Below are 19,070 nucleotides of genomic sequence, written 5' to 3' on the forward strand. Positions count from 1 at the left end.
GTGAGGCATCAATATGCCCCACAGTCATCACGCTCTTCGCGGTGACACCCGACCGACGGGTCAGGCGATGATCGTGTCGAGGGCGATCTCGACCATCTGGCTGAAGGTCTGCTCCCGCTCCTCCGAGGTGGTCTTCTCGCCGGTCTTGATGTGGTCGCTGACGGTCAGCACGGTCAACGCGCGGGCCTTGAACCGGGCGGCGATCGTGTAGAGCGCCGCCGACTCCATCTCCACCGCCAGCACGCCGTAGTCGGCGAGGGTGTCGTAGAGGTCCGGCCGGTCCGTGTAGAAGGCGTCCGCCGCCAGGATCGGCCCGACGTGCATGCTGATGCCGCGCCGCTCGGCCACCTCGACCGAGGTACGCAGCAGCCCGAAGTCGGCCACCGGCGCGTAGTCGATCAACCCGTCGAAGCGCATCCGGTTCATGTTCGAGTCGGTGGACGACCCGATCGCGGCCACCACGTCGCGCAACTGGAGGTCGGTGCTGAGGGCGCCGCAGGAGCCGACCCGGATCAGCGTCTTCACGCCGTACTCGTTGATCAACTCGTGGGCGTAGATGGAGGCCGACGGCATGCCCATGCCGGAGCCCTGGACGGAAACCTCGACGCCGTTCCAGCGGCCGGTGAAGCCCAGCATGCCCCGGACCGTCGAGTAGCAGGTAGCGCCCTCGAGGTAGGTCTCCGCGATCCACTTGGCCCGCAGGGGGTCGCCCGGCATCAGGACCCGCTCGGCGATCTCGCCCGGCTTCGCGCCGATGTGCGTACTCATGGCAAAGATCCTGCCAGGCCGGCGCGGGCGATACCGGTTCGGCGTCCGAACCGGCGGTCCTGTACCCTCGTCGGCGGTGGCGTGTCCGAGCGGCCTAAGGAGCACGCCTCGAAAGCGTGTGAGGGTTAACGCCCTCCGAGGGTTCAAATCCCTCCGCCACCGCTCTGTAGTGCAGAAACGCCCGGTTGATCCGCGAGGGTCAACCGGGCGTTTTCGGTAGGTTGCGCCAGTTCAGAGCTCCGACTGGTCGGCGTAGTTGCCGCCGGCGATCTCCCACGAGATGAAGTCCCAGTAGTTGTCCCCGATCATCGCCGGCGCATCCCACTCCTCGATGACCCGCCGCATCTCCTTCTTGGCGTCTTCCCAGCGGTCCGGGTCGCCACCGACGATCGCGGGCGCGAGGCTGGCGACCAGGCGTGACGAGCGGGCATACAACTCGAGCGACGAGTTCACGAACGTCCGTGACGGGATTTCGTCGACGACCAGCACCGCACCCGTGCCTGGATCGAGAAAGAATTCGCCCCCCAACCCGTCGGTGGCGTATCCGAACCGCACCATTCCCTCCCGCATGGTGAGAGCCGGGCCGAGGAGAAAGAGGTCATATTCGTCGAGCCGCAGCGCCTCTGGCAGGTCGACGCCGGCCAGCCGTTCGCGCAGCTCCGGCGACAGCGAATCCCACCCGTCGAGTTCGTCCAAGGATGCCATGGAAGGCAATCTATCGAGCGCCGGCCAGCCGCGCCGGCTCCCTTGCTGGGGGGACGCGGCTGGCTCGCCTGAGGGATTCGGCCGCACCGGCGTCTGGTGATGCTGGAAGGCGTCAGCGACGGATGGTCAGGCAGGAGCGACATGTTCGGATCGGGTTTGCGTGCGACGACATTGGCGGCGGTCGCGGCGGTGGGGGTGGGGGTGGCACCCACTGTCGCCCAGGCCCAGCCGCCCAAGGCGACAAGCGCCGCCGCCGGGCGGTCGTCCGTCGCCGGGATAGGGCATTTCGTGTACGACGAGCCCAACACGGTCGGACACCGGATCTGGTTCGGCGTCTACGCGGTGACGACCCTCGACGAGTCGGCGCACGGTCAGTTCCTGTACCGGCACGAGCGGGCGGACGGCACGCTGGCAGCGCAGGGACGGGCCGACGTGACGTGCCTGCGGGTCACCGGAAACGTCGCGATATTCACCGCGATCGTCCCGGAGGGCCAGGGCAGCGCCAAGAACCACGGCTTCTACGTGAAGATCATTGACGGGGGAAGAGGGCCGGATCAGATCGTCGACGCGCAGGCGACGAATGGGAGCGAGCGACCGCCCACCGGCTGCGTCGACCCGGAGACAGACCTTCCTCCGGAATCGGCACCGAGGCCTCGGTACCCGGTTCTCGCGGGCGGATTTGTCGTCCATGCCGCCGCGCCGAGCCGAGCGGGTGCCGACGATCTCCCGGTGGAGCGCCAGGAACGGTCGCAACCGTGATCTGGCGTTTGTGGGCGCACTGGCCGACGTGGTCCGGTTACGCGGCCACGGCCTTCTCGCTCGTGTACGGCGCGTTGGGGTTGTACTGGTGGGCCGGTGGGGACGGGTTCCCCTTCGCGCCGATCGATCCGGAGCGCGTGTCGGGGTCCGTCCTGGAGGGCAGTCGCGTCGAGGTCGTCGCACCGGTCATCGCCGTACTCGGGCTGGCTGGCGCGGTCATCGCGCTGGTGATGACGCGACGTGCCCGGCCCGGTCGCCTGTCCGTGGGGCTGGCTGTCTTCGGATGGCTCATGGCGGGCGGGCTGGTCCTGATCATTCCCGACTACACCCTGATCGTTCTGGTGGCGTTCGCGCCGCTGCTGCTGGTCTTCGCCTTCACCGGCGTGCCCGGCGACCAGGGCGGAATTGGTGACATCCTCTACTGGCACCGGACGAACCTGATCATCATCTTTGTCGGTGGTCTGCTGTGGGCCGCCGCGACCGTCGCCTACCGTCGGCGGGTCCGGGGCGCCTGTGTCCACTGCGGCCGCCGCCACGGGGCCGGTGACGGGCCGTCCCGGCAGACTCTGCTGCGGTGGGGACGGTGGGGCGTCGTGGTCGCCTGCCTCGCCCCGCTGCCCTACGAGATCACCAGGATCGCCTGGGCCCTCGGTTATCCGCTCGGCGTCCCCGCGGACTTCCTGCGGATGATGCGGGAAACGCCAGGGATGCTTGCGGTCGGGCTGGGCTGCGCTGTGGCGTCGGCGGTGGGTGGGGTGCTCACCCATGGTCTGGTGGCACGGTGGGGCGAGGTGTATCCCCGCTGGATCTGGTTCCGGGCCGGCAGACGCGTTCCACCCGCCCTCGCCGTCATCCCAGCGTCGATCGTCGCGGTAACGATCATCCCGGCTGGACTGATGTTCCTCTGGACGCCCGAAGCCCGGGGCACCTGGGCCATGCACGTCCCGAGCCTCTTCTGGATCGCGTGGGGGATCGGGCTCGGCGTCGCCACCATCGCCTACCACCTGCGCCGACGTGGAGCCTGCCGCCGCTGCGGCCAGGGCCACGAACTGGTCGGGTCTGTCCCGTCCGGGGCGGCCGTTCAGGCGACCGAGAACGTCACGGTTCCGGAGTAGGCGCCCGCGACGGCGGTCAGCGGGATCTGGACCGAGACGACGGGGTCCCAGGTCGCTGCGTTGTTGCCGATGCCGTTGGTCAGGGTGAACGCGGTCCGTTCGACATTGATGATCTCCGCGTCACCGGCGGTGGGCTGGCCCGAGGTGAAGGTGCCGATACCGCTGGTCGAGGTGGCGGGCCCCGACCAGTAGGAGACGTTGGCGTTGGAGATCGTGTGGACCGGGATGCCGCCGGTGACGAAGTTCGTCGCGACGACGGTCGCGGTCCAGGTCGGCGCGGACAGCAGGCGCTCGTCCGTCACCGTGACCGGGCCCAGGTTGCCGGACACGACTCCGCCGAGGCTGGCGCTGCCCAGATCGGCTGTCGTCGGCGCGCTGACCGACAGATCCCCGGGTACCGCGCAGGTCGAGCGGGTGATCGTGGCGGTGTCCATGGTGACCGCGCCGTTGATGGCGAGGGTTCGGCCGTCCACCTCGAGCGCCGCGCCCACGGTGATCGAGGTGAAGGCCAGCAGGTTGCCGCGGAGCGTGGAGTTGGCGCCGAGCGTGGCGGAGCTGCCGACCTGCCAGAAGACGTTGCACGCCTGGGCGCCGTTGACCAGGTTCACCATGCTCGCCGCACCCGTGATGAGCGTGGTGGTGGTCTTGAAGATGAAGACGGCGTTCGGGTCACCCTCCGCGTCGAGGGTCAGGTCACCGGTGATGTCGAAGGTGCCCGCCACTGATTCGTACACCCCGGTGGTCTTGGTGGTCCCACCGAGCTGGTCCGAGACGACGTCGGTGGTCGTTCGCGAGACGGCGTCGTTGTACGCGATGGCCAGATCACTCTGACCAGCCACGGCGACTGCGTCGTTGGCGTGCAGGGACCCGTTGAGCTGGCCGGGAGGGAAACCGGTGACCGCGGTACCCGGGCTGACCCCGATGTCACCGTTGACCTCGCTGAGCCCGGTGCTGGTGATCGTGGTGCCGGCGAGGACCGCGAAGGTGGCGGCGGCGCCCAGCGGCACCGGCGGCTCCGCAGCGCTCGCGCTGCGTGGGACGGCCAGCACGGCCAGGATGGTGATCGCACTGACCAGGGTCAGAGCAGTAGCCACTCGGGACATCCCGGTGATCTTGTGGGACGCGTCCGTGATGCCGCAGGTCGCCATGTTTCCTCAGGACACTCGACGGTTGAAAGCCTCTAGCGCCCCATATTGGCATGAACTTCTACAAAATGGACTAAATCGGTCGGTGTTCGAGGAGCTCTGCCATCCCGTCGAGCAGGCGCTGTAGACCGAACTCGAAGAGGCTGTCGGCGTTGAGGTCGATCTCCGAACGGGACAGCCGCGCCAGGTGCGGGAACTCGCCGGCGGTGAGCAGGCCGGCAAACACCTCGGCCTGCGTCACCATCCACTCGTCGTCGGTCAGACCGGTGTCCTGTTGCGCCTCGGCCCCCTGTTGCAGGTTGACCGCCGTGCCGCGTACGTGATTGGCCAGAGTGGCCACCAGGTGGAGCTGGGTGTGCTGGTCCAGGCCGTACCCGGCGAGGGCGCGCAGAGCCCACTCGGTGTGCGCGACGGCGTGTGGCGCCATCAGCGGACGGGTCACCGAGATCACCTGGGCCAGCCAGGGATGCCGGCGGTAGATCGACCACTGGAGCCGGCAGAGCACCTCCAACTGGGCCCGCCACCCGGCCGGGAGCGTCCGGGGCAGACGGTGGGCGGCGAAAGCGGCGTCCGCCATCAGCAGCAGAAGCTGCTCCTTGCCCCGCACCTGCCGATACAGCGACATCGTCGGCACGTCCAGCTCGGTGGCGATCCGGCGCATGCTCAGCCCGGCCAACCCCTCGGCGTCGGCGATCTCGGTGGCGGTGCGTACCACCTGGTCGCGGGTCACCCCTCGGGCCGGACGCTGGCGTGCGTCGACCCGCGCGCCCCGACCAGCCGGCGTCGATTCGGGGCCGGTCACCACCATGCCGACGCCGGGCACCGCCCGGACCAGCGCCTCCTGACGGAGCAGGGTGAGCGCCCGGCTGGCGGTCGCCATGGCGACCCCCCACTCCCGGACGATCTGGCGGGTCGACGGCACCCGGTCACCGGGGCTCAGCTCGCCGGCGGTGATACGCCGCCGTAACTCTCCGACGATGCGCAGGTAGGGCGGAGTGGACTCGTCGAACTCGGTCACGGCGCGCCTCCCCGCGGTCGCCAGTGACCGTAGCGCACTAGAGCGCCGACGGTCGTCCCCGTCGATGATCAGCGGTCGTGTGGCTCGGCGCACTAGAGCTCTCTGGGCGAACGATGAACGGATCGGCAGGCTCAGCGCAACGGCTCGTACGCCGTACCGGCTTCGACTTGGAGGAGAGCCATGACCAGGATCCCGTACCCCCGATGGGCCGTCGTGCTGAGCGCGGTCGCGCTCCTCGCGCCGGCGCTGGCCGTCGGCCCGGCCGCGGCGGCCGACGACCGCCGGAGCGCGGCCGTCGTCCGAACCGATCAGGGCGCGGTAGGCGGCACCGTCGCGGCGAGACACCTGTCGTTCCAGGGCATCCCGTACGCCCGTGCGCCGCTGGGGGCGCTGCGCTGGGCTGCACCGCAGCCGGGTCCGGTCTGGACCGGCGTCCGCGACGCGACGAGGCCCGGTGCTGCCTGCGCCCAACTGCAAGGGCTGCCGATGGACCGTGCCTCGGTGGCCGAGGACTGCCTCCACCTGAACGTCACGACCCCGCGTACCGCCGCGCGGACGCCCCGACCGGTCATGGTGTGGCTGCACGGCGGGGACTTCCGGTTCGGCAGGGGAGACGTGTACGACGGGCAGCGACTGGCCGCCGACGGTGACGTCGTGGTGGTCACCGTGAACTACCGGCTCGGCGCGCTCGGGTTCCTGGCCCATCCGGCGCTGGCTGGCCCCGATCGCGTCACCGGCAACTTCGGCGTGCAGGATCAGCAGGCCGCACTGCGGTGGGTGCGGCACAACGCGGCCGCATTCGGGGGCGACCCGGGCAACGTGACCCTGTTCGGCCAGTCCGCCGGGGCGACAAGCGTCTGCGCACACCTCGCCGCACCGAGCTCCGCCGGCCTGTTCCATCGCGCGATCCTGCAGAGCAACTCGTGCGCCAACCCGATCCAGACCCGGGCCGAGGCGGCCAGGGCGGCTGAGGAGTTCGCCCAGAACATCGGCTGCACCGACGCGGCTACGGTCGCCACCTGCCTGCGCGGGCGGGACCCCGGCCGGTTGGTCGCGACGGCCGGCTACCCGGGTGCCGGTGTCGACCTCGGCCCGGTCGTCGACGGCCGCACGTTGCCGGTGGACCCGGCCGCCGCGCTGGCCGCCGGCAGACTGCATCCGGTGCCGGTGCTGACCGGGATGAACCGGGACGAGTCCCGCCTCGTGGTGTGGGGCATGGAACGCAGCGGACTGAACTGCCCGGAGCCGGAGCCGGAGCCGGAGCCGGAGCCGGGGCCGGGGCCGCAGCCGGGGGATGAGGCCGAGTCGTGCCCGCTCACCGACGACCAGTACCGGGACCAGGTACGCGGCGTGTTCGGTGACCGCGCGGAGGAGGTGCTGGCCCGTTATCCCCGCAGGGGCACGGAGTTCCCCAGCGAGACGTTGGGTGCCGTGCTGACCGATCACGACTACGCCGAACCGATCTACTCCGCGGCGTTGGCCTTCGCCCGACGCGTGCCGACGTACCTGTACGAGTTCGCCGACGATGACGCGCCGTTCTTCGCCGAGGGACCCGAGTCGACCTTCCCCACCGGCGCGTACCACTGCGCGGAACTGCCGTACCTGTTCACTGTCGGCTACGCCGAGGCGCTCACGCCGGCTCAGCAGCGGCTCGCCGACGACATGGTCCGGGTCTGGAGCGACTTCGCCCGGACGGGCCGGGCCGGGTGGCCCCGACTGCACGGTGCCGCCCCGTACGTGCGGGTGTTCGCCGATGGCGGGGCATCGGGCACGACGAGCTTCGCCGCCGCCCACTCGTACGACTTCTGGCGGTCGTTGCGCTGATGCCGTCGCCCGGACGCGTGTGACCGGCAGTGGTCAGCATGGGCCCGCACCCTCCTCGAAGAGGCGGCGGGCCCAGTCGGCGTACCCGGCGATTGTTTTTCGGACCGTGCGGCCGTCGTGCAGGAAAAGGTACGCGCGGTCGCCGCTGCGGGCGAGCAGCCCGTCCAGGCGGTGCGTTCCCTGTGGAGCACGCAGTCGGGTGACCTGCGGGTACCGGGTCCAGACCTGGCCGATGGGCGAACCCGCGGTGATGCCCTCCGGTGTCCGCATCGGGTCACCAACCCAGAGCAACACCAGTTTGTCCTCTACGAAGACCGGACTGACCGTGTCGTGGCCGGCGAGCGTCGGCCCGCAGGCGTCCAGATTGGTCAGCAGGATGCCGCGTCGGGTCAGCTCCTCCTCGGTGTCACCGAACTCGATGTTACGCAGGCCGTTCAGGTCGATGATCTCCACGCTGCCGGCGGGCCGGCCGTCCGGGATCGGCCCGGTCGGCGGCACTCCGCTGCCAGCGATCAAGGCAGCCGTCATCAGCGTGGCAATAAACGCAAATTGTCGCAATTTCATGGAATCCCCCAGTCCCCAACGGGGCGGGAGCGTTCAGGTTGCTGCCGGTCGCCGGATTACTGATCGGCCTGCGGGATGTGTCTCGAATGGGCCGGCGTTCTGTCCACGGATGGTGGCCGCCGGGCGCAGGAATGCGAAGGCGTGGTCCAGTAGCGCAGCCCGGTCGGCGGTGCCGTCGGACCGCAGCCATTCCTGCGAAACCGTGTCAAGGACCGAGGCCGCGGCGTTGGTGAGTAGTTCCGCGTCGAACGAGTCCAGTTGTACGCCCGGTCGATCGCGCAGCGCGTCGCTGACGTGTCGGCGCCACTGTGCCCGCTTCTGGTGCAGCCGGGCACGCAGCGACGGGGTCGATTCGATCAAGCGGAGGCTCGTCAGCGCCTGCTCGGACGTGTGGATCTGCTGCTCCCACTGGCGTAGCACCTGGTGCAGGGACTGCCACGGGTCCTCGTCGGCGGGCCGTGCGCGGATGTCGTCGACGACCTGTTCGCCGGTGACGTCCACCCCGCCGAACACGGCGTCTTCTTTCGCCGGGAAGTAGCGGAAGAAGCTCCGTTTGGTCAGGCCGGCGGCCTGGGCGATCTCGTCGACCGTTGTCTCGTCGAACCCGCGTTCCGCGAACAGGTCCAGTGCCACCCGGGCGAGCTCTGCGCGAACCGCGCGTCGCGTACGTTCACGTAGTCCGTCAGCCACGCACCGAAGTATACTTCACAACATTGCATGTCGATCGTGTCACTCGGTGTCGTATATTGATGACGACCTGAGTAGAGGGAGGCGACCGCGATGACGCTGAACGGCAAAACCGTCCTGGTGACCGGCGGCACGGGTGGAATCGGCAAGGAGACCGCCCGCGGGTTGGCTCGGCTCGACGCCCGTGTCGTCCTCGTCGGGCGCGACCCTGGTCGGGCAAGCGCCGCGGCCGTCGAACTCCAGCGCGACACCGGCAACGGCAACATCGACACCCATACCGCCGACCTGACCCGGCGACGCGATCTGCACCGACTGGCCGACCGGGTGACCGCGCGGTACGGCAGCGTGGACGTGCTGATCAACAACGTCGGCGTGACCAGGGAACGACGCGAACTGACCGAGGACGGCATCGAGACCGCCTTCGCCGCCAACGTCGTCGCGCCGTATCTGCTGACCCACCTGCTGCTGCCGGCGCTGAAACGTGTCCCGGCGGCCCGCGTCATCAACATCACCGGCGGCATTCCGCGAGGACGAATCGACCTCGACAACCTGCAAGGCGAGAGGTCCTACGTCGGGCTGTCGTTCTACAACCAGACCAAGCTGGCGCTGATGGCGATGAGCTACACGTTCGCCGAACGCCTGACCGGGACTGGCGTGACCCTCAACGTGGCCTACCCCGGCCACGCGTACACGTCGATGAACCGGGGCCTGACCAGCAGCGCCTACCCGACGCTGGCGCGACCCATCGTCCCGCTGCTACGTCTGGTGTTGCCGGTCCTCTACGGACACCGAGCGGTGGTCAAGGCGTCGAAATCAAGCATCCACCTCGCCTCCAGCCCGCAGGCGCACGGAATGCACCGGACCTACGTCAACAGCCGGTCCCAGCGCACCGCGTGGCCCGAAGCGGTCCTCGACAAGCGCAACCGCGACACCATCTGGTCGCTCTGCGAGAAGTTGGCCGGCTAGGCCGACCCAGCGCGGAGTCACCCCCGCGCCGGTCGGGTCAACTCGCACGGTCAGCGGCCTTCCTCCCACTGCTCGACCAGCTCGTCCCAGTAGTCGGCGCTGAGCCGACGCCGCCCGTGCGCCAACCAGCCATCGGTGTTCCGTTCCTGGTGCAGCCCCAACTCGGCGAACGGGTCGATCCATGCGCCCGGCTCCGCGCCGAGCCGCGTCAGCGCCGAGTTGATCGGCCACTGCTCGCGCGGGGCGTCGAAGACGTCGGCGAAATGTGGGCCCCACGAAAGCGTCCCGCCCAGCCACACCGCCGCCGACTGGTAGCCGTCGCCGCCGACGAACTCCGCCTCCAGGTACGCCACCGGCCCCGACGTGGACCAGGCCGACAGCAACTCGACGAGCGCCGGCGACAGCACCAGCCCGAACGGCTGGTCGACGCTGGGATCGTCCGCCGCGTAGTCCGGCAGCGACCCGGTCAGCTCGATCATCAGCTGCGGGGTGACCGGCAGCAGCGCGAAGTCCTGCCGCAACTCGCCGAGGACCGCGTGATCCAGCTCGCCGGTCTGCTCCCGGAGCAGCTCGGCGTCCGCGACCACCGCGCTGAGCTGGTAACCCATCCATCCCTCCGCCGTCCACAGCCTGTGGATAGAACATGTGTACGACGGTCGTGTGGTCCGTCGGTGCCTGGCACCGTACCGGTGTTGGGGTCAGACCCGCCCCGGCGGCACCGCGACTGTCCGCACCGCGTCGGCGAGCAGGTGCGGATGGGACAGCATCGGGTGATGGCCGCTGGGAAGTTCGACAGTCCGGGTCGCGCGGGCCGCCTGGGACCGTTGCAGGGCGGGTGGGGTGGCCCGGTCCTCGGCGCAGACGATCGCCGTCGACGGCAGGTGACGCCACCCCGCGTGCCGGACCGGGGTGGTGAGCACCGAAGCGGCCTGTCGGGTCAGGCGGGCGACCGCACCCTCGGCCGCCTGCTCGTCGCAGTCCTGGAGAAACAGGTCGCGCACCGACTCGCGTCGCGCGCCAAATGTGCCGTCCGGAAAGAATTCCAGGTGGGGGGCCGGCTCCGCCGGGCCGAGGTGGGCAAGGGCCTGCCCGACGTCCGGCAGGAAAGAGCTGACGTACACCAGATGAGCGACCTCGCCAGCGTCGGCGGCCTCGGTCGCGACCACCCCGCCGTAGGAGTGCCCCACCAGCACCGCCGGACCCACCTCGCGCAGTACCCGTCGGGTCTCGGCGACGTCGGCCGCGAAGTCGGCCGCGGTACCGGTCACCTCACCACAGCTCGGTAGCCGGACCGCGACGCTGCCCAGCCCGTCGGCTCGCAGCGCGCCCGCGACCCGCGACCACCACCACTCCCCGTCGCGGACGCAAGCGCCGTGCACGAACACCACATTCATCGCCGTCTCCCGTCCGGCGGACCCGCACCGGTCCACTCCCTCGTCGACGTTAGACGTAGCGATCGTTACGTGAAAAAGTGGCGGCATGGGACGCCGTCCGCAGCCGGAGATCCGCGAGCGGCTCCTCGACGGGTGCGTCGACCACCTGCTGGAGCACGGACTCCCGGTCACCTCGTTGACGCCGGTCGCGGCGGCGGTCGGAGTCAGCCCACGCATGCTGATCTATCACTTCACCACGAAGGATCGGCTGGTCCGGTCGGCGCTGATCGAGGCCCGGCGGCGGCAGCGGGCGCTGTTCGAGGATGTGTTGCGACACCGCCCTGGCACGCCCTACGTCGACACCCTGGCCGCGGCCTGGGCGACCCTTTCCGGTCCGGCTGCCCGACGCTACGTCCGCCTGTTCAGCGTCGTGCACGCGCTGCCGCCGGCCGAGACGCCGTGGCAGGACTTCCCGGTGATGGCGGTACACGACTGGCTGCCCACGATCGCCGATGGGCTACGCGCCGACCGTCACCCCCAGGCGGATGCGCTGGCCACGTTGGTCCTCGGAGTGACACGCGGGCTCCTGCTCGACGATCGATCGACAGGGGAGCACGACCGTGTCGGTGAGGCGTTCGTCGCCTTCCTCGGCCTGCTGGCCGGCCACCGGCGATGAACCCGGCTGAGGCCGCGCCCAACTCGGTGACCTCGACCGTGCTCGCACCGGAGCTCGCTGGGCGCGCGCTCAGCCGGAGAGGCCACCGCGCCGTCGGAGCCGTTCAGGCCCGTCGGGCGAGCTGACTGACGAACGCGCGCCAGGCCGTCGGCGCGAAGGTGAGCGCCGGGCCGCTCGGGTCCTTGGAATCCCGTACGCCGACCACGTCGGCCAGGTTGTCGGCGACCTCCACACACGCGCCGCCGTTGCCGCTGCTGCGGCTGCTCTTGCGCCACCGGGCGCCGCCGTTCAACTCCATGACTCCGCCACTTCCCTGATGAGATCGACCGACTGCCAGTGGGACAGTGCCTCCCCGCGCACGTTCTCCCATGCCGCCATCATGGCCGCGATGTCCTCGGGGTCGCTAGCGACTTGGCCCTGGAGTTGGTTGTCCAGGTAGCCCGCGACCCGGTGGTCGTGACTGTGCGCGATCACGAACGGCCCGTTCAGGCCGGCGTAGGCGCCGACCGCGCTGGGCACGACATGGACCCGGATGTGCGGCTCGGCGCAGGCTGTCGCCACGGCCAGCAGTTGCTCGTGCATCGTCGACCGGCCGCCCACCGGGCGGCGGAGGATCCCCTCGTCGATGACCGCCGTGAACTGCGGCGGGTCGTCACGCTTGAGCACTCCCTGTCGGCCGAGCCGGACCGTGAGGTGCCGCTCGATCTCACCCCGGGGGATCAGGCCCGCGCCGCCCAGGACGGCGCGGGCGTACGCCTCGGTCTGGAGCAACCCCGGCAGGACGGTCGACTCGAACCAGCGCAGTGACACCGCCTCCCGCTCGATCTCCTGCCACGGACGAAACCAAATGGGATCACGACGTCTTGAAGTGTCCGGCCAGATGTCCGACACGTTCTTCTGAAGGGCCTCGGCAGCCGCCAGGCGGTGCCGAGCATGCGGGATGCGGCCCTCGGCCAACCACCGCCCCACGGTCTTCGGGTCGACGCCGACGGTCTCGGCGAGAGATTCGGTGGTGTGCCCGGTGTCGCTGAGCGCCACTCGCAACGCGTCGTTCACGGCCCCTCCATCGAGATGTTTCAAATATCTGAGGACCATATCGCTACGCGGTGTATCTGTCTGGTGACGCACCCGAGGGTGGCCTGTAGAAGACGGCGCGACCGGTGGAGGCGCAGCAGCCCGGCGGTGGGCGTCAGTCAGAGGGTCGCCCCGGCGGGGAGGGCGGGGCGACCCTCTTCCACCGCGAAGGAGGCCCGCCCATGCCCCGCCGCCACCGGGATCACGTACCGACTCGCCCCACCTGGCGTTGCGCGGCATGCGGCATCGCCTGGCCCTGCTCGGCGGCGAAGCTGCGGTTGCTCGGCGAGTATCGACACGACCGGCTGGCGTTGACCGTCTACCTGGCGACCCTTCACGCCGAGGCCGGCGAACACCTCACCGACATCGACCCGGCCCGCCTGGCCGAACGCTTCCTCTCCTGGGCGCGCGCCCGCACCTGACCGAGCTGCCTCCCTGCGGCGACTGCGGCGACTGCGGCGGCTGCGGCGACCCCGCCGACCCCGCTGACCGTGGCGACCGCGGCCACCGCGGATGTCAGGGTCGCCAGATCGCCACCTCGATGTCCCCTTGCCGCTCGGCGAAGCGGCCGTCTCGTGCTGCCGTCGTCAAGAGCCGCCGCAGCTCCGCCGAGAAGGCCGGGAGCCGGTCGCCGAACAGGTGCGGCGCCGAACTGGACAGCGAGAACACCGCCGAGGTGACCTCGTCTACCGAGCGTTCCACGACGGTCCCCTGTTCGACAGTGATGCGGGTCGGGTCGGTGAAGCCCGCCGCGCCCATGATCTCGGCCTCTCCGGAGGGGGTGCCCGCTGGCAACAACCCCTGGCCGGCCCGACGGATCGGCCCCAGGTAGCTCGCGACCAGGTCGTTGATCTGCTGCCAGGGCGCTCGGGGATACGGCAGGGGGTCGTCCCCGGTCGCGCCCTGATGCGTGTTGGCGCCCACGTGGACCCAGGCTCCGTCGGGCGTGAGCATGTCGCGGACGCGACGAGCTACGAGCGGACGGTCCACCCAGTGGAACGACTGGGCGAACGTGGCCACCCGGAAGGTGCCCAGGTCGGCCGGCAGGGCCTCGGCGCGCAGGTGTCGCCACTCGACGTTGATCACACCGACACCGTCAGCTCTGCGCCGCCCCTCCGCGAGCATGTCCTGGTCGGCGTCGACGCCCACCGCCGCCTCGAACAGCGGCGCGAGCAGCAGCGTCAACGATCCGGGTCCGCAGCCCACGTCCAGGAGTCGACCGGTGCCGTCGAGGTCGAGCGCGGTACGGATGGCATCGGCGAGGGCAGCCGGGTAGGGCCGCCGTCCGACGCTGTAGTGGCGGGCGCTGCCCGCGTACAAGGTCTCGTCCCACTGCCAGGTCGCCTCGGTCACGACGTCGATGAGACCACAGGGCGGGTTGTGGCGTCTCGCGTAAAAGGTTGCGGACGCCGGCCCATGTAAATCTCCGTCAGCTCCGCATGATCACCTTGAGCGACCGAGGGGATACCTGACTGCCGAGGTCCCGTGCGCCGTGGCGGCCCGGGCGAGCAGCACGGCCGGTGGTGAGCGGTTCGATGAGCGGATACAAACGGACCAGCGGTGACGTCGTTCGGCCCGGTCCTCGTCGACGAGGGCGCGACCCGGACCCTCGGCGGCGACGACCTCGAAGCGTGGCTCTCGGCACAGGGCGCGGAGAGTGTCCGGGTGGTGGGCTGACGCCGAGACGACTCAGGGCCGGTCCCCGTGAGGGCCGGCCCTGTCGTTGGTGCTGCTCGGACGAGCGGAGGATACGAGATTCGAACTCGTGAGGGTGTAAACCCAACACGCTTTCCAAGCGTGCGCCCTAGGCCTCTAGGCGAATCCTCCGCGAGCCAGGATACAGGCCCTCGCCGGCCGGGCCACCCCACCACCCCCTGAAGATCGACCGGCGGTCGGGTAGGCTTGGCGACACCTCCCGTGCGGCGGTATCTCGTGAACCTCCCCAGGGCCGGAAGGCAGCAAGGATAAGCGAGCTCTGCCGGGTGCACGGGAGGCCTTTTTGTCTGTGGGCCGGTTGATCCACTCGACATCCATGATGTCGGGGCATCCCGGGCCTGCGGACACCCCGATTTCCAGGAAGCCGAGTCGATCAAGCGCGGCGGCCAGGTCGATCAAGCCCGAGAGCCCAGGTGCCCCGGCGGGGTGGGTGGTCACCCGCGCCCGACCGGCGCAGAATGGCTCGGTCGAGAGGAGGCGGGACGAGTGACGCTGGCGCTCTACCGCAAGTACCGGCCGCGTACCTTCGCTGAGGTCATCGGCCAGGAGCACGTGACCGAGCCGCTGTCGCAGGCGTTGCGCAGCGGGCGGCTCAACCACGCCTACCTCTTCTCCGGCCCTCGTGGCTGCGGCAAGACCACCAGCGCCCGGATCATGGCCCGCTCGCTCAACTGTGAGCAGGGCCCCACCCCCGAGCCGTGCGGCAAGTGCGCGTCCTGCCGCTCGCTGGCCACCGACGGTGCCGGCTCGATCGACGTGATCGAGATCGACGCGGCCAGCCACGGTGGTGTCGACGATGCCCGTGAGCTGCGCGAGCGTGCCTTCTTCGCGCCGGCCAACAGCCGCTTCAAGATCTACATCATCGACGAGGCGCACATGGTCTCGACCCAGGGCTTCAACGCCCTGCTCAAGCTGGTCGAGGAGCCACCGGAGTACGTCAAGTTCATCTTCGCCACCACCGAACCGGAGAAGGTCCTCGGCACGATCCGGTCGCGGACCCACCACTACCCGTTCCGGCTGTTTCCGCCGAAGGTGGTCCGCCCGTACCTGGAGCAGCTCACCCAGGCCGAGGGCGTCGCCGTCGAGCCGGCGGTCTTTCCGCTTGTGGTCCGCGCCGGTGGCGGCAGCATGCGGGACAGCCTCTCCGTGCTCGACCAGCTCATCGCCGGCGCCGGCCCGGAGGGGGTCAGCTACGCCCGGGCCGTCGCGCTGCTCGGGGTCACCGACTCCGCGCTGATCGACGAGATGTGCGACGCGCTGGCCGCCGGTGACGGCGCGGCCGCGTACGCCACCGTCGACCGGGTCGCCGAGGCCGGCCACGACCTGCGCCGGTTCGCCGCGGACCTGCTCGAACGGCTCCGCGACCTCATCGTGATCCAGCAGGTGCCGGACGCCGCCGCGAAGGGCCTGATCGACGGCCCCGCCGACCAGATCGAGCGGATGGCCGCCCAGGCCGCGCAACTCGGGCCGGGCACGCTCTCCCGCTGCGCCGACATCGTGCACGACGGTCTGATCGAGATGCGTGGCACCACAGCGCCCCGCCTGCTGCTGGAGCTGATCTGCGCCCGGATGCTGCTGCCCGGCGCGGACGACTCCACAGGTGGCCTGCTCCAACGCCTCGAACGCATGGAACGCCGGCTCACCCTGAGCGGCACCGACGCGCCGCCGGTCACCGCCGGCTCCGCGCCGGCCGCCCACCCGGGAGTACGCCCACAGCCGAGCCCCCCGGTCCCGGCTGCCGCACACCCCGCACCCGTCAACGCCCCCACCTCCGCGCCGCCGTGGGCGGTCGACCCGGCCGCGTCCCCGACCCAGAGCGCCGGGGGTGCTCCCGCGTCGGCTGCTGCGGTCTCCGGCGTACCCGCCTCGCACGGCCCGGTCGGTGGCACACCGGCTCCGACCTCCGGTGCGTCTGCCTCGCACGCCCCGACCTCCGGTGTACCTGCCTCGCACGCTCCGACCTCTGGCGCGCACGCGTCGGCCGCCGACTCGCCGATCCCGGCGTCACCCGGTGCGTCGGCTGTCGCCGGGTCGGCACCCGTTTCGCCCGCCGCGGCCCCGCGTCGTGTGGTGCCACCGTCGGCGGTGCTGCCCGACCCGGCCACGCCCCAGCCGCCCCGACCGGGAGCGCCGGCCGCGGCGCTGGACGCCGTCGCGGTCCGCCGCGTCTGGCCCGATGTGGTGGGCAAGGTCAACCGCACCAACAAGCGGATCGCCGCCCTGATGCGCGACGCCGTGGTGCGTGAACTCGACGGCGACATGCTGGTGCTGACGGTGAAGTCCACCGTGCTGGCCAAGATGATGGCCGATCACGCGGCGGTGCTCACCGACGCGCTCTACGAGGAGTTGGGCGGGCGCTGGCAGATCCGCTGCGAGGTCGCCGGCGAGCGCGGTGGCGTCTCGTTGTCCGGTCCGCAGCGCGCGCAATCCGCCGCGCCGGCCCGACCCGCCGCCCCGGCCCCTGCGGCGAATCCGACCGCCACGCCGAACGCCCCGAGCGGGAACGCCGTTGCCGGCCCGCCGAACGCACCGCCTGCCGCGCCGAACCCGTCGGCCGCGGCCAACCTGCCGGGTGGGCCGCCCAGCGCGCCCTACCCGAGCAGCGCCGCCAGCCCGGCGACTGCGCCGCCCGTCGCGCCGAACTCGACAAGCGTCGCCGGCTCGGACGCCCGTGGTGGCCTGCCGGGAGGCGCGGTTGCGCGTGCCGGTGGGGGCGGGGAGGGCTACGGCGCGCACGGCTCGGGTCGGCAGGGCGGAACGCAGCCCGGGCCAGCGGACGCCTCGGCAGACGACGAGGACGACTGGCCGGCGGCGGCCCGCCCTGGCGGTGGCGAACCGACCGCCGAGGCGACCGACGACGAGGACTGGCCGGAGGCCGCCCGTCCGGGTGGCGCATCGGCGGGGAACGACCCCGGCCCGGATGCTGGACCGGGTGGCCCCGGCACGGCACCAACCCCGACCGGCCCGAACGGCAGTGGCCCGAACGGCAGTGGCGCGAACGGCAGTGGCGCGAACGGCAGTGGCGCGAACGGCAGTGGCCCGAACGGCCGTGGCCCGAACGGCAGTGGACCAGGCGGCAGCGCTAACGGCAGCGGCACTAACGGCGGCGGCGCACCGGTGAGCAGCGCCATCGCCGCGGCTCGCGCGGCGGCGGCGGGGCGCGGTGTGCGTACCGGATCGGCGGCCCGGCCCGTCGCGGACGCCGAGTGGGCGGGCGAACCGCCCTACGACCCGGACTTCGACGGCCCGGTGCGGGGTGGTCGACCGGGTGGCGCGGCGCCGGCGACACCGGTCTACGAGGGGTTCGATCCGGGCGACGAGCCGTTGGACGAGGTCATCGACGAGAAGACCGCCCGGGAGTCCAGCGAGGAGCAGGCGGTACGGCTGCTGCGCGAGACGTTCGGCGCCGAGAAGATCGACGAGGTAGACGCCCGTTAACCCGCCCCCGGCTCGGCGATCTTGCACTTTCGGTCGCCGTTTTGTGGAGAATCACCTCTTATTTCGGGGCAGAAAGTGCAAGATCGCGCACGGGGCGGGTCTCGGCCAGCAGGACGCCCAGGCAGCAGGCCCAGAGGGGGAAGGGCAGCACGGCCACCCGTTCCATGCCGCCCACCCCGATCCCCATGCCCTGCTGGGCGAAGAACAGCACCGTCCCGACCAGCGCGATGATCCCGGCGGCGAGGGTGATCCGTCGCCACCGGCCGAGCGTCGTGCTGGCCGGTGCGAAGCCGGCGAGGAGCAGACCGACGTTGCCCGTTCCCATGATCAGGAACGCGCCGAGGACGTGCAGGTTCTCGTCCACGTCGGCCGGGTAGCGGGCCGCCAGGGCGTACCCGGCGGTGGCCAGCAGCAGGAGGATCTGCGCCGTGCGCACCACGCCGCCGCGACCGAGGAGCCGCCAGGTCAGCAGGAGCCCGGCGGCGAGCAGCACGGCGGTGACCAGCATCGCGGCGTTCATCAGCGGGTGCCAGGGCGAGCACACGTAGCGGGGTCTGGTGGTGTCCCAGATGCCGCAGTGGGCGTTGCCGAGGTCGCTGATGTTGTGGATGGCCCAACTGTAGGCCGGCTGCCGCCAGCGCAGTCCGGTGATCAGGCTGGCGACGAGGAAGACCGGTGCGGCTGCCACCCAGCACAGCGCGCCGGCCCGGCCGGTGCGGTTGAGATTCATGCCGTTGAGCACACCAGCGCGACGGGTCCCGGCGCACTACCGACAGATGGCCGTTTCGGGGTAGTGACAGCTGTACCCGGAGGGCTCGCCGTGGGGCACACACCGGACGGGGGCGTGGTCGGTCCCAGCGGATAGGCTGGGCGGCGGCCGAGCAGACGAGTGCGAGAAGGAGCCATCCGTGCGCCCAGGTGGACAGCCGAACATGCAGCAGATGCTGAAGCAGGCGCAGAAGATGCAGCAGCAGATCGCCGCCGCCCAGGCCGAGCTGGCCGAGGCCGAGCTGACCGGCACCGCCGGCGGTGGGCTGGTCACCGCGACCGTCTCCGGCGCCGGTGAACTCAAGGCCATCAAGATCGACCCGAAGGCCGTCGACCCGGACGACGTGGAGACCCTTGAGGATCTGGTCGTCGCGGCCGTGCACAACGCCGCCGAGGCGGCACGGGAGCTGACCGAGCGCAAGATGGGTCCGGTCGCCGGCGGCATGGGCGGCCTCGGCCTGCCCGGTTTCTGAG

The 19,070-nt window shown here is 70.8% G+C and carries 20 protein-coding genes, 2 tRNA genes and 1 other RNA gene; 10 read left to right on the plus strand and 13 right to left on the minus strand.

Annotation, left to right across the window (positions count from 1 at the left end; genetic code table 11):
* Positions 1 to 60 precede the first annotated feature (60 nt).
* Positions 61 to 768 (minus strand): purine-nucleoside phosphorylase, encoded by a 708-nt coding sequence (gene deoD, locus AB0C01_RS08225; protein ID WP_030328147.1) that lies wholly within the window; start codon positions 766 to 768, stop codon positions 61 to 63.
* 75 nt (positions 769 to 843) lie between these two features.
* Between deoD and AB0C01_RS08230 the strand changes: the two genes are divergently transcribed.
* Positions 844 to 930: transfer RNA gene (locus tag AB0C01_RS08230), tRNA-Ser, on the plus strand.
* 69 nt (positions 931 to 999) lie between these two features.
* On the opposite strand, the gene AB0C01_RS08235 is transcribed toward AB0C01_RS08230, so the two are convergent.
* Positions 1,000 to 1,464, minus strand: coding sequence for an SUKH-4 family immunity protein (locus tag AB0C01_RS08235; RefSeq protein WP_357570720.1), 465 nt, complete (start codon positions 1,462 to 1,464; stop codon positions 1,000 to 1,002).
* A gap of 150 nt (positions 1,465 to 1,614) precedes the next feature.
* Between AB0C01_RS08235 and AB0C01_RS08240 the strand changes: the two genes are divergently transcribed.
* Both AB0C01_RS08240 and AB0C01_RS08245 read left to right on the plus strand, forming a co-directional pair.
* Complete coding sequence (locus tag AB0C01_RS08240; RefSeq protein ID WP_357255553.1) at positions 1,615 to 2,232, plus strand: hypothetical protein; 618 nt, start codon at positions 1,615 to 1,617, stop codon at positions 2,230 to 2,232.
* Positions 2,229 to 3,347, plus strand: coding sequence for an NYN domain-containing protein (locus tag AB0C01_RS08245; RefSeq protein WP_357255551.1), 1,119 nt, complete (start codon positions 2,229 to 2,231; stop codon positions 3,345 to 3,347). Before AB0C01_RS08240 ends, AB0C01_RS08245 begins: the two co-directional genes overlap by 4 nt.
* Here AB0C01_RS08245 and AB0C01_RS08250 read toward each other — a convergent pair.
* Both AB0C01_RS08250 and AB0C01_RS08255 read right to left on the minus strand, forming a co-directional pair.
* Positions 3,314 to 4,450: an ice-binding family protein gene (locus tag AB0C01_RS08250; RefSeq protein WP_357255548.1), complete on the minus strand. Its 1,137-nt coding sequence runs from the start codon at positions 4,448 to 4,450 to the stop codon at positions 3,314 to 3,316. The genes AB0C01_RS08245 and AB0C01_RS08250 overlap by 34 nt on opposite strands.
* A 115-nt stretch (positions 4,451 to 4,565) precedes the next feature.
* On the minus strand, positions 4,566 to 5,510 hold the full coding sequence (locus AB0C01_RS08255) for a TetR/AcrR family transcriptional regulator C-terminal domain-containing protein (protein ID WP_357255546.1): 945 nt from the start codon (positions 5,508 to 5,510) through the stop codon (positions 4,566 to 4,568).
* Between the two features lie 180 nt (positions 5,511 to 5,690).
* On the opposite strand from AB0C01_RS08255, the gene AB0C01_RS08260 reads away from it, so the two are divergent.
* Entirely contained in the window at positions 5,691 to 7,334 is a 1,644-nt protein-coding gene (locus AB0C01_RS08260; protein ID WP_357570721.1) for a carboxylesterase family protein, read from the plus strand.
* 33 nt (positions 7,335 to 7,367) lie between these two features.
* On the opposite strand, the gene AB0C01_RS08265 is transcribed toward AB0C01_RS08260, so the two are convergent.
* A complete protein-coding gene (locus tag AB0C01_RS08265) occupies positions 7,368 to 7,862 on the minus strand; it encodes a hypothetical protein (protein ID WP_357570722.1) in 495 nt (164 codons plus the stop codon).
* Between the two features lie 69 nt (positions 7,863 to 7,931).
* The gene (locus tag AB0C01_RS08270; protein ID WP_357570723.1) at positions 7,932 to 8,588 is read right to left on the minus strand and encodes a TetR family transcriptional regulator; all 657 of its coding nucleotides are present in this window, start codon (positions 8,586 to 8,588) and stop codon (positions 7,932 to 7,934) included.
* A 90-nt stretch (positions 8,589 to 8,678) separates the two neighbouring features.
* Between AB0C01_RS08270 and AB0C01_RS08275 the strand changes: the two genes are divergently transcribed.
* The gene (locus AB0C01_RS08275; RefSeq protein ID WP_357570724.1) at positions 8,679 to 9,551 is read left to right on the plus strand and encodes an SDR family NAD(P)-dependent oxidoreductase; all 873 of its coding nucleotides are present in this window, start codon (positions 8,679 to 8,681) and stop codon (positions 9,549 to 9,551) included.
* Positions 9,552 to 9,601: 50 nt separating this feature from the next.
* On the opposite strand, the gene AB0C01_RS08280 is transcribed toward AB0C01_RS08275, so the two are convergent.
* Positions 9,602 to 10,159: a hypothetical protein gene (locus AB0C01_RS08280; RefSeq protein WP_357255536.1), complete on the minus strand. Its 558-nt coding sequence runs from the start codon at positions 10,157 to 10,159 to the stop codon at positions 9,602 to 9,604.
* A gap of 90 nt (positions 10,160 to 10,249) precedes the next feature.
* Positions 10,250 to 10,945 (minus strand): alpha/beta hydrolase, encoded by a 696-nt coding sequence (locus AB0C01_RS08285; RefSeq protein WP_357570725.1) that lies wholly within the window; start codon positions 10,943 to 10,945, stop codon positions 10,250 to 10,252.
* Positions 10,946 to 11,030: 85 nt separating this feature from the next.
* Between AB0C01_RS08285 and AB0C01_RS08290 the strand changes: the two genes are divergently transcribed.
* Entirely contained in the window at positions 11,031 to 11,600 is a 570-nt protein-coding gene (locus tag AB0C01_RS08290; protein ID WP_357255534.1) for a TetR/AcrR family transcriptional regulator, read from the plus strand.
* Between the two features lie 103 nt (positions 11,601 to 11,703).
* Here AB0C01_RS08290 and AB0C01_RS08295 read toward each other — a convergent pair whose 3' ends face one another.
* A complete protein-coding gene (locus tag AB0C01_RS08295) occupies positions 11,704 to 11,898 on the minus strand; it encodes a DUF397 domain-containing protein (RefSeq protein WP_357570726.1) in 195 nt (64 codons plus the stop codon).
* On the minus strand, positions 11,889 to 12,656 hold the full coding sequence (locus tag AB0C01_RS08300) for a helix-turn-helix transcriptional regulator (protein ID WP_357570727.1): 768 nt from the start codon (positions 12,654 to 12,656) through the stop codon (positions 11,889 to 11,891). The genes AB0C01_RS08295 and AB0C01_RS08300 overlap by 10 nt, the downstream gene beginning before the upstream one ends.
* A gap of 200 nt (positions 12,657 to 12,856) precedes the next feature.
* Between AB0C01_RS08300 and AB0C01_RS08305 the strand changes: the two genes are divergently transcribed.
* The gene (locus AB0C01_RS08305; protein ID WP_357570728.1) at positions 12,857 to 13,096 is read left to right on the plus strand and encodes a flavin reductase; all 240 of its coding nucleotides are present in this window, start codon (positions 12,857 to 12,859) and stop codon (positions 13,094 to 13,096) included.
* Between the two features lie 94 nt (positions 13,097 to 13,190).
* Here the strand turns inward: AB0C01_RS08305 and AB0C01_RS08310 are convergent, their stop codons facing one another.
* Together AB0C01_RS08310 and AB0C01_RS08315 are read right to left on the minus strand one after the other, a co-directional pair.
* Positions 13,191 to 14,027 carry a class I SAM-dependent methyltransferase gene (locus tag AB0C01_RS08310; protein ID WP_357570729.1) on the minus strand — a complete coding sequence of 279 codons (837 nt, stop codon included), beginning with the start codon at positions 14,025 to 14,027 and terminating at the stop codon, positions 13,191 to 13,193.
* A gap of 389 nt (positions 14,028 to 14,416) precedes the next feature.
* A tRNA-Ser gene (locus AB0C01_RS08315) sits at positions 14,417 to 14,501 on the minus strand.
* An 82-nt stretch (positions 14,502 to 14,583) separates the two neighbouring features.
* Between AB0C01_RS08315 and ffs the strand changes: the two genes are divergently transcribed.
* Both ffs and AB0C01_RS08325 read left to right on the plus strand, forming a co-directional pair.
* An RNA gene (ffs, locus tag AB0C01_RS08320) (signal recognition particle sRNA small type) lies at positions 14,584 to 14,673 on the plus strand.
* A gap of 203 nt (positions 14,674 to 14,876) precedes the next feature.
* A complete protein-coding gene (locus tag AB0C01_RS08325; protein ID WP_357570730.1) occupies positions 14,877 to 17,828 on the plus strand; it encodes a DNA polymerase III subunit gamma and tau in 2,952 nt (983 codons plus the stop codon).
* Positions 17,829 to 17,886: 58 nt separating this feature from the next.
* On the opposite strand, the gene AB0C01_RS08330 is transcribed toward AB0C01_RS08325, so the two are convergent.
* Entirely contained in the window at positions 17,887 to 18,558 is a 672-nt protein-coding gene (locus AB0C01_RS08330) for a DUF998 domain-containing protein (RefSeq protein ID WP_357570731.1), read from the minus strand.
* 202 nt (positions 18,559 to 18,760) lie between these two features.
* On the opposite strand from AB0C01_RS08330, the gene AB0C01_RS08335 reads away from it, so the two are divergent.
* The gene (locus AB0C01_RS08335; protein ID WP_238433593.1) at positions 18,761 to 19,069 is read left to right on the plus strand and encodes a YbaB/EbfC family nucleoid-associated protein; all 309 of its coding nucleotides are present in this window, start codon (positions 18,761 to 18,763) and stop codon (positions 19,067 to 19,069) included.
* Position 19,070 lies beyond the last annotated feature (1 nt).

The sequence above is a fragment of the Micromonospora sp. NPDC048905 genome (assembly GCF_040649655.1).
Lineage (GTDB): Bacteria > Actinomycetota > Actinomycetes > Mycobacteriales > Micromonosporaceae > Micromonospora.

Excerpts from the sequence above, each read along its gene's own strand:
- AB0C01_RS08240 (WP_357255553.1), top strand. The coding sequence starts at position 1,615 with ATGTTCGGATCGGGTTTGCGTGCGACGACATTGGCGGCGGTCGCGGCG.
- AB0C01_RS08275 (WP_357570724.1), top strand. The coding sequence starts at position 8,679 with ATGACGCTGAACGGCAAAACCGTCCTGGTGACCGGCGGCACGGGTGGA.
- AB0C01_RS08280 (WP_357255536.1), bottom strand. The coding sequence starts at position 10,159 with ATGGGTTACCAGCTCAGCGCGGTGGTCGCGGACGCCGAGCTGCTCCGG.
- AB0C01_RS08305 (WP_357570728.1), top strand. The coding sequence starts at position 12,857 with ATGCCCCGCCGCCACCGGGATCACGTACCGACTCGCCCCACCTGGCGT.
- AB0C01_RS08295 (WP_357570726.1), bottom strand. The coding sequence starts at position 11,898 with ATGGAGTTGAACGGCGGCGCCCGGTGGCGCAAGAGCAGCCGCAGCAGC.
- AB0C01_RS08335 (WP_238433593.1), top strand. The coding sequence starts at position 18,761 with ATGCAGCAGATGCTGAAGCAGGCGCAGAAGATGCAGCAGCAGATCGCC.
- AB0C01_RS08285 (WP_357570725.1), bottom strand. The coding sequence starts at position 10,945 with ATGAATGTGGTGTTCGTGCACGGCGCTTGCGTCCGCGACGGGGAGTGG.
- AB0C01_RS08250 (WP_357255548.1), bottom strand. The coding sequence starts at position 4,450 with ATGTCCCGAGTGGCTACTGCTCTGACCCTGGTCAGTGCGATCACCATC.
- AB0C01_RS08265 (WP_357570722.1), bottom strand. The coding sequence starts at position 7,862 with ATGACGGCTGCCTTGATCGCTGGCAGCGGAGTGCCGCCGACCGGGCCG.
- AB0C01_RS08260 (WP_357570721.1), top strand. The coding sequence starts at position 5,691 with ATGACCAGGATCCCGTACCCCCGATGGGCCGTCGTGCTGAGCGCGGTC.
- AB0C01_RS08290 (WP_357255534.1), top strand. The coding sequence starts at position 11,031 with ATGGGACGCCGTCCGCAGCCGGAGATCCGCGAGCGGCTCCTCGACGGG.
- AB0C01_RS08330 (WP_357570731.1), bottom strand. The coding sequence starts at position 18,558 with ATGAATCTCAACCGCACCGGCCGGGCCGGCGCGCTGTGCTGGGTGGCA.
- deoD (WP_030328147.1), bottom strand. The coding sequence starts at position 768 with ATGAGTACGCACATCGGCGCGAAGCCGGGCGAGATCGCCGAGCGGGTC.